This is a genomic window from Flavisphingomonas formosensis (assembly GCF_009755815.1).
In the GTDB taxonomy this organism is placed as follows: domain Bacteria; phylum Pseudomonadota; class Alphaproteobacteria; order Sphingomonadales; family Sphingomonadaceae; genus Flavisphingomonas; species Flavisphingomonas formosensis.
The window spans coordinates 1-7,014 of the sequence record NZ_WRPK01000026.1 but is presented as its reverse complement, the minus strand read 5'-3'; the positions used below and the strand labels follow the sequence as shown (position 1 = coordinate 7,014).

Genomic DNA, 7,014 nt, shown 5'->3' with positions numbered 1-7,014 from the left:
TTGGCGATATCCAGCCCGATTGTGATAGCTTGCGACACGGACGCCTCCCTCAGTGGTGCTTCAAACACCTCCACTCTGGCACATCGATGCCGTCGGGGGGCGTCCACCCCATCAGCTTTGTCCCACGACTTGCCGGTCGCCGACCGAACCCATTCAGATGTGACGACCCTTGCGCCAAAGCCTTGGCCACTCTATTGCAAATGGATCGCATTAGCGAATCCACTGATAGGGGGTTGATTTGTCTATCTTTCGTGCGGCGCTGCGCGCGTCCGCTTCTCTCTGCGCCACCGTCGCCCATGCTGAACAGATAGCTGTTCCCTCCACAGAAGCGGGGGAGGGGGACCAGATCATCGTCACCGGCCGCGCCCAACGCCTGTACCGCACCGAAACCACGACGGTCGGCAAGAGCGCGCAAGACCCGCTCGACATTCCGCAGGCCCTGCAGGTGATCAACAAAGACCTGTTCGCCGATCAGGGCGCGCGTGATGCGACGGATATCTACCGCAACATCTCGGGGGTCAGCTTCTTCAGCTATGCCGGTGTGACCTTCCGCGGCTTCCGGCAGGATCAGTCCTTCTATGACGGAATGCGCGGAAACCCCTTCATCGGCTTTTCCGTGCCGCAGCTCTTCAACATCGAGCGGGTCGAAGTGCTGAAAGGTCCGGCGGGCCTCTTCTTCGGGCCGGGATCGCCGGGCGGCATCATCAACTATGTGTCGAAGGTACCGGATACCAGGACGGCCATGCGGCTTGTCGCGACCGGCGGCAATTACGACCGGCGCGGCATATCGGCCGAAGCAACGGGTCCGATCGACAGCGACGGCATCGTCACTTATCGCCTCGGCGGCTTCTATGAAGCCATCAACCCCTATCGCCTGAACACGAAGAATGTGTCGCTGATCGGCGATGGCGGCGTCGCGATCCGGACGAACGAAGGCGGCAAGCTGACCTTCCAGGCGACGGTCTACGACAATGACCTGCAAGCGAACCGGCTGCGCGGGGTGTTGACCGACAATGCCGGCAATTTCCTGACCAACATCCGCTGGAACGCCAATGAACCGACGGACTTCCTGCATCTGAAGTCGCAGGCCTATCAGGCGCGCTACGCCACGGCGATCGGCGATGCCGTCACGTTCGACGCTGGCTTGCGCTATTTCAAGGCGACCGAGACGCAGCAATATCACGAGCCGCGCGGTTTTGTGGCCGGCAGCGGCGATCTGGTCGCGCGCGAGTTTCGCGATCAGATCCGCGATGTGGATGGCCTTTCCTTCTCCGCCAATCTCACCGCACGCGTCGACCTGCTTGGGATGCAGCATAAGCTTCAGGCCGGCGCGGACTGGTATGACGAAACCAGTGTGCTCAACAGCCGCATTTTGCGTACGGGTGTGACGCCGCTCAGTCTCAGCAACCCGGTCTATACCAACAGCGCTCGCGATGTGGCCCGGGCGGCGCTGCTGCCCTTCACCGTCACTGACACGCGCACGAAGCGCAAGGGCGCCTATCTGCAGGACCAGATCAGCCTGACCGATATGTTCATGCTGGTGGGCGGCGTCCGATATGACAAGTTCGAGGACGGCGTGGTCGGCAACCGCTTCTACAGGGACGATGACGTCACTTTCCGTACGGGCGCCATCTTCAAGCCGCGTAAGGACGTTTCGGTCTATGTAAGCTGGTCGCAGAGTTTCGAGCCGCAGAGCGCGTCGAGCCAGACGGTCGATGCCGGCGGCCCGTTCGCCCCAGTGACGGGCGATCAGTTCGAGGGCGGGGTCAAGACCGACCTGTTCGACGGCCGGCTTCAGGCCAATTTCGCCGCCTACCGGATCGTGCGCAAGAACATCCTTCAGGCGGACCCCAGCCTGCCTCCGGTCAACGGCCAGGATCAGTTCCGCCCGATCGGCGAGGTCACGAGCAAGGGGTTCGAGGTCGACCTTTCTACCGACATCACGGCCAACTGGGTCGCGCTGGTCAACTATGGCTATAACGATACAAAGATCACTGGAACGATTGCGGGGCAGGCGATCACCAACGCCGTGGGCGATCGCTTCGCCAATGCGCCCAAGCACAAGCTCGGCTTCTGGACCCGCTATCAGGTGCCGGCGATCGACGCGGCCTTCGCCGTGGGCGGCGAATATGTGTCGCGACGGATCAGCCTGTCCGGGCAAGGCGTGAAGCCCTATACGATTTTCGATGCGTCCATCACCAAGGGGCTGGGCTTTGCCGAACTGATGCTGCGCGTCGATAATATCTTTGACAAGGTCTATGCCGCCTCCGGCTTTTCCGCGCAGAGCGGTCATTTCCCAGGGGAGCCTCGCACCTTCCTCGCCGAACTGCGCTTCAGCTTCTGATCCATGGGCAAGGCGAACGCCAGGAAAGGCCGCTCGCTCTGGTGGGTGGTGCATAGCTGGATCGGGCTCAAGCTCTCCATCTTCCTCACCTTCATTCTCGCGACCGGTACGCTCGCGGTCTTCGCCCATGAGATCGACTGGCTGGTGACACCCGCCATGCGCGTTTCGCCGCGCGCGGATCCGGTCGCCTCTTGGGGCGCCTTAGCGGAAGCGGCGACGCGCGCAGCGCCGGAGGCACGGCTTCAGACGCTCTACGCACCTATCGATCCGTGGTTCGCGGCCGAAGCATGGGTCAGCCATGGCAAGGGTGCGCCCGACCGGATCTATGTCGATCCATGGACGGCGGAGGTGACTGGCCGGCACGGCTGGGCCAATGTCCACCGCTTCCTGCGGCAGGTGCATCGCCATCTCATGTTGCCGACGAAGGTCGGCATTCCCCTGGTGTCATCCCTGGCTCTACTGCTGACAGTGTCGCTGATATCCGGAGTCGTCACGTACAAGAAATGGTGGCGCGGCTTCTTTCGCGCACCGCGCACGGGCGACACGCGGCGCCTGGCCGGCGACCTGCATCGCCTGATCGGCTTGTGGAGCCTCTGGTTCGTCGCGCTCATCGCGCTGACAGGCGTCTGGTATCTGGTGGAAACGCTGGGCGGGAACGCGCCAGTGCCGGAAATACCGCGGACCGCCGCCAGTGCTCCCCCGGTTGGCGCCCGGTTGGACAGCTTCGTGGCGCTCGCCCTACGATCAGACCCGAAGCTCGACATTCGGGAAATCCGCTTCACGCCGGAGCATGGCGTCATACTCCTGGGGCAGTCGTCTGCCTGGCTTGTGCGCGATCGCGCCAATGGCGTCGCGATCGATCCGGCAACCCAGAGGGTGATTGCCCGACTGGATGGGCGCGACCTCAGTGTCCATCAGCGCATTTCGGAAATGGCCGACCCGCTGCACTTCGGCACATTTGGCGGCCTCTGGACGAAGATCGTCTGGTTCGTCTTTGGCGCGGCACTCACCGCCATGGCAGTGACTGGCACCGTGATCTATGCGACCCGGTTGGCAAAGACCGTTCATGATGAAAGCGGCTGGCAGCTAGCCTGGCGCGGCATGGGGATATGGGCCTATGTCGGTATCGCACTCATCCTGATGGCTCTGGCGCTCGCGCCAGGCGCTATCGGCGGCGCAAGTTGAAAATATCGACCCTTGTCGGCTTTTCAGCAGCCAACTTTTCGTTCCTAGTTGCGGTCCGTCCGCTAACCGGCAGGTGTCGACCAGATCAAGACATTCAGCATCTTTGATGTGAGCGTCGGCTTTCGACGAAACCCGCCGTTCGGGTTGCGTGAACCAGCCAGCCGGCTTTGATCCTGGAATTTACCACACGTCAGCATCAAAAACGATATATCCAGTTGAAGTTACGGCATAAAATTTGACATTTTTAACTATTAGATTTGCCATTGTAGTCACCGGGTAATCACCATTCTTGATAAGAGTGCGTCTCGTGGCGTGCCCAGGGAAGCTCGAGCCGCACGCCAGGCCCTTCTAACAGCGACGCGTTATCTAACATCACTGATGTTAGATGCGGGCGGCGCCGGCAAACACCAACGATCAAACTTATCGAACTTAACGACCTTGACGAATCTACCCACCGTGGCCATGTTCCGATCAAGGAGTTTTCGATGGCAAGCAAATCAGAGACTCGGACGCGGTCGGCTCGGACTGGTCAGTTCGTACTGGAGACGCGGTCCGGCGCCAAGACGGCGGCGAGTCTGGCAGTCGCGGTGTCACCCGCCGTGCTCAACGGTCTGCGAGCCCACAAGTCGACGGTCAAGAAGGTCGTCGAGGGTCTGAACAAGATCTATCATGAGGCCCGGCAGAGCGGGCGGACCGCAGGCTTCATCATTACGGTCGATGCCGACGGCGAACCCGCGATCAGCGCACTCGACCAGAATCAGGCCGGTGAGGCGGTCGAGACTGAGGCCGAGCGCGAGCAGGCTTTCGCCGAGGCCCGTGCCCGCGGACGGATTCGCGCGGCCGAGATTCTGAGCCGTGACGATATGCTGTCGGCAGACCAGATGGCCGAGCGGCTTGGCATCTCGCGTGTCACCGTCAATGCCCGGCGTCAGCGCAATGAGTTGCTCGGCCTTGACGGCGCCAAGCGGGGCTTCCGCTTTCCGGCTTGGCAGGTCGATGATGACGGCAGGGCGCTCGCTGCGTTGCCGGCGCTCTTCGAGCGGCTCGGTCAGAGCCCGTGGGGCGTCTATCGATTCCTCACTCAGCGCCACAATGTACTCGACGGGGCGACGGGGCGTGAGGCCTTGAAACGGGGGCGCATGGATGAAGTGCTCGACGCCGCGCAGAGCGTGGCGCGCGGTGACTTCTCATAGTGCCAGGGGCGTCTCCGACGCCCGACTTCGCGCGGGTGGATCTCGAAATTGCGACGATAAGGGCGGGACGCGTCCTCGGCCGCATCCATCGCGCGGCCTATCCTGCCCCCTTGGGGTTCGGAAAGAATGCGACTCGCTTTAGCGATCCCCGTCGGCGTATCGAGGACAACCGGTTTGGCGTTCTCTATCTCGGCTCAACGTCCAAGGTGTGCTTCCTCGAGGCGGTCCTGCGCGACCAGCGCGACGGCGTGGTCGGCGAGGTTGAGATCGAAGAGGCCGAGATCACCGATCGGCTCTACTCCGAGATCGCTATCGGCCGCACGCTGAACCTCGTCGATCTGCGCGGCGACTGGCCTGTGAAGATGGGTATACCGAGCGACGTGGTACGCGGCCGCACCCAAACGCTCGCCCGGAAATGGTCGCTGGCGATCTATGAGCATCCGGCCGCGGTGGACGGTATCATCTATCCCTCACGGCTCAGTACCGAAGTCAACCTGGCGGTCTATGACCGGGCTGTGCCAAAGCTCACTCCGCGATCCACGGGGCCGTTGGAAAAGGCGCCGCATATAGGCCGCCTCCTCACCGATTTCCAAGTGGCGCTGGTCTGATCGGGGAGGGTTGACGATGCAAGCGCTCTGGGCAGCAATGGATTCAACGCTGAAGGCCGGCGTCCTACAGGGAGCCGCCACGATCCTGGCGGCCGCTTTTGGCTTTGGCGGGGTCATCATCATGATCATACTGCAGGGCCGCATGACAGCGCGGCGCAGATCGGCCCGCCACCGACCGGGTTCGCGATTCAGTCGAACCGGATGAGCCCCGCCGGCATTCCAATGTTCTATGGCGCCTTCGACGCCGCCACCGCCGAAGCCGAAACGCGCGATCTTGTGAAGGATGCCGGCAAGACCATGTCGATCGGCACGTTTCGTGCGCTTAGACGCTGCGCGTTCTCGACCTTGCCGACCTGCCGGGGGTCCCTAGCGTCTTTAACCCCGACCACCACCATCTTATTCACCCGATGCGTTTCCTGTGGGATTTCGCACGCGACATTGCCAAGCCGATCAAGCGCAACGGCCGCGAGCATATCGAATATGTGCCGACCCAGATCGTTACCGAATATCTCCGGCGGGTGTTTCGCGATGCCGGCGGACAGCCGATCGACGGCCTGATCTATCGCAGCTCGCGCCATGATGGCGCCAAGGCATTCGTGCTCTTTTGCGAGAATGATCAATGTGCCGAATCTGATTATTCAGGCCCGATCTACAAGCGCCTGTTGCAGATCAGCGGCGTGCAGCATCGGCTCTGCCCGCCCGTGCCCCCGGAGGAGGCAGCGACCTGACCCGGGCTATTCCGGGTCCACGCGGGCGATCCAGTCCGACTGGACGCGCGCCTGTGCGATCTCGATCCCGGCGCGGGATGGCCTGACCACGCGATATTGGTCTACCTGCTCCGTCACGATGAGCCCGTCGACCTCCAGCCGATCGAGCAGGTCGGCCAGATCGCGATGCGAGGGGCCGAGACCAATCGTTCCCAGCCATTGATAGAAGACTGCGTCGTTGCTGGGGCCGTGCTTTTCCAGCGCGACGAGAATCTCGCGAGCCTGGAGCGAGCGACGGATGTCGAGGAATGCGTCGGGCATATTCTACCGGTTGGCGCCGGCCATGGTCACAGCCCTATCGTTCGGCGCCGAGCGCGCGATTGTTCGGGCGATGAACTCCGAACAGCAGCCAGAAGGCTTCGGCAATCGGCATCAACGTCTCATTGTCGATCCGTTCAACGATATGCTGGCCCAGCAGCACATTGTTCCGGAACGCCAAAGCGGTCGGATAGCCGTCGCCCAGGATCATCCGGAAGCCCTTCGCACCATAGACGCTGACCAGGATAACCCAAGGACCTTCGACGCCGTGCTGGCAAAGCTGCACCTGTGTGGCGTTCGTCATTGCCTGCAGGCCTTGCTCGAAGGTGGCCGGCCAGCAGGTGCGCTAATCCTCTCCATTGTTCCGGCGCACGCCGCCTATGACAAAGGCTGAGTCCGTTCGTCCCGTGCGATAGGTCAGTGCATAAGAGCCGACCCTTCCCGCAACGTTGACCGGCGCATGGACCAGCACCCCGTCGATCGCGTCGATGGGCTGTTCGATCATATTCGCGTCTGTCCTGCTCGGGTTGATATGGTTTAGAGCGGGTTGCGAACGGACGGAATCGAGGGGATTCCGTGAGGGTTGGAAATATGATTCAAGCTGCTGGCTGGGCAGGAGGCCGGCAGAGGATGACGCGAGCCTATTCACAGGATTTGCG

Annotated in this window: 8 protein-coding genes and 1 pseudogene; 6 read left to right on the top strand and 3 right to left on the bottom strand. The window is 62.0% G+C overall.

The features are described 5' to 3' along the window. Nucleotides 1–238: 238 nt before the first annotated feature. From GQY20_RS31775 to GQY20_RS32735, 6 genes and pseudogenes are all read left to right on the top strand, one after another. Nucleotides 239–2,344 carry a TonB-dependent siderophore receptor gene (locus GQY20_RS31775; RefSeq protein ID WP_157221191.1) on the top strand — a complete coding sequence of 702 codons (2,106 nt, stop codon included), beginning with the start codon at nt 239–241 and terminating at the stop codon, nt 2,342–2,344. Between the two features lie 3 nt (nt 2,345–2,347). After that, complete coding sequence (locus GQY20_RS31770; protein ID WP_232476369.1) at nt 2,348–3,529, top strand: PepSY-associated TM helix domain-containing protein; 1,182 nt, start codon at nt 2,348–2,350, stop codon at nt 3,527–3,529. Nucleotides 3,530–4,116: 587 nt separating this feature from the next. Beyond that, nucleotides 4,117–4,722 (top strand): hypothetical protein, encoded by a 606-nt coding sequence (locus tag GQY20_RS31765; RefSeq protein ID WP_198351345.1) that lies wholly within the window; start codon nt 4,117–4,119, stop codon nt 4,720–4,722. Beyond that, nucleotides 4,722–5,330: an RES family NAD+ phosphorylase gene (locus tag GQY20_RS31760; RefSeq protein ID WP_157221189.1), complete on the top strand. Its 609-nt coding sequence runs from the start codon at nt 4,722–4,724 to the stop codon at nt 5,328–5,330. The genes GQY20_RS31765 and GQY20_RS31760 overlap by 1 nt, the downstream gene beginning before the upstream one ends. Nucleotides 5,331–5,357: 27 nt before the next feature. Beyond that, a pseudogene (locus GQY20_RS33135) lies at nt 5,358–5,606 on the top strand (RES family NAD+ phosphorylase); the annotation flags it as partial. 131 nt (nt 5,607–5,737) lie between these two features. Beyond that, on the top strand, nt 5,738–6,058 hold the full coding sequence (locus tag GQY20_RS32735; protein WP_157221188.1) for an RES domain-containing protein: 321 nt from the start codon (nt 5,738–5,740) through the stop codon (nt 6,056–6,058). 6 nt (nt 6,059–6,064) lie between these two features. Here the strand turns inward: GQY20_RS32735 and GQY20_RS31745 are convergent, their stop codons facing one another. The 3 genes from GQY20_RS31745 to GQY20_RS31735 are packed head-to-tail and all read right to left on the bottom strand — an operon-like array spanning nt 6,065 to nt 6,860. Further along, nucleotides 6,065–6,358: a hypothetical protein gene (locus tag GQY20_RS31745; protein ID WP_157221187.1), complete on the bottom strand. Its 294-nt coding sequence runs from the start codon at nt 6,356–6,358 to the stop codon at nt 6,065–6,067. Between the two features lie 34 nt (nt 6,359–6,392). Next, nucleotides 6,393–6,659, bottom strand: coding sequence for a hypothetical protein (locus GQY20_RS31740; RefSeq protein ID WP_157221186.1), 267 nt, complete (start codon nt 6,657–6,659; stop codon nt 6,393–6,395). Nucleotides 6,660–6,701: 42 nt separating this feature from the next. Further along, nucleotides 6,702–6,860, bottom strand: coding sequence for a hypothetical protein (locus tag GQY20_RS31735; protein ID WP_157221185.1), 159 nt, complete (start codon nt 6,858–6,860; stop codon nt 6,702–6,704). Nucleotides 6,861–7,014 lie beyond the last annotated feature (154 nt).

What these genes read in the sequence shown, in the direction of transcription:
- GQY20_RS31745 (WP_157221187.1), bottom strand. Translation starts at nt 6,358, where the DNA reads ATGCCCGACGCATTCCTCGACATCCGTCGCTCGCTCCAGGCTCGCGAG.
- GQY20_RS31740 (WP_157221186.1), bottom strand. Translation starts at nt 6,659, where the DNA reads ATGACGAACGCCACACAGGTGCAGCTTTGCCAGCACGGCGTCGAAGGT.
- GQY20_RS31770 (WP_232476369.1), top strand. Translation starts at nt 2,348, where the DNA reads ATGGGCAAGGCGAACGCCAGGAAAGGCCGCTCGCTCTGGTGGGTGGTG.
- GQY20_RS31735 (WP_157221185.1), bottom strand. Translation starts at nt 6,860, where the DNA reads ATGATCGAACAGCCCATCGACGCGATCGACGGGGTGCTGGTCCATGCG.
- GQY20_RS32735 (WP_157221188.1), top strand. Translation starts at nt 5,738, where the DNA reads ATGCGTTTCCTGTGGGATTTCGCACGCGACATTGCCAAGCCGATCAAG.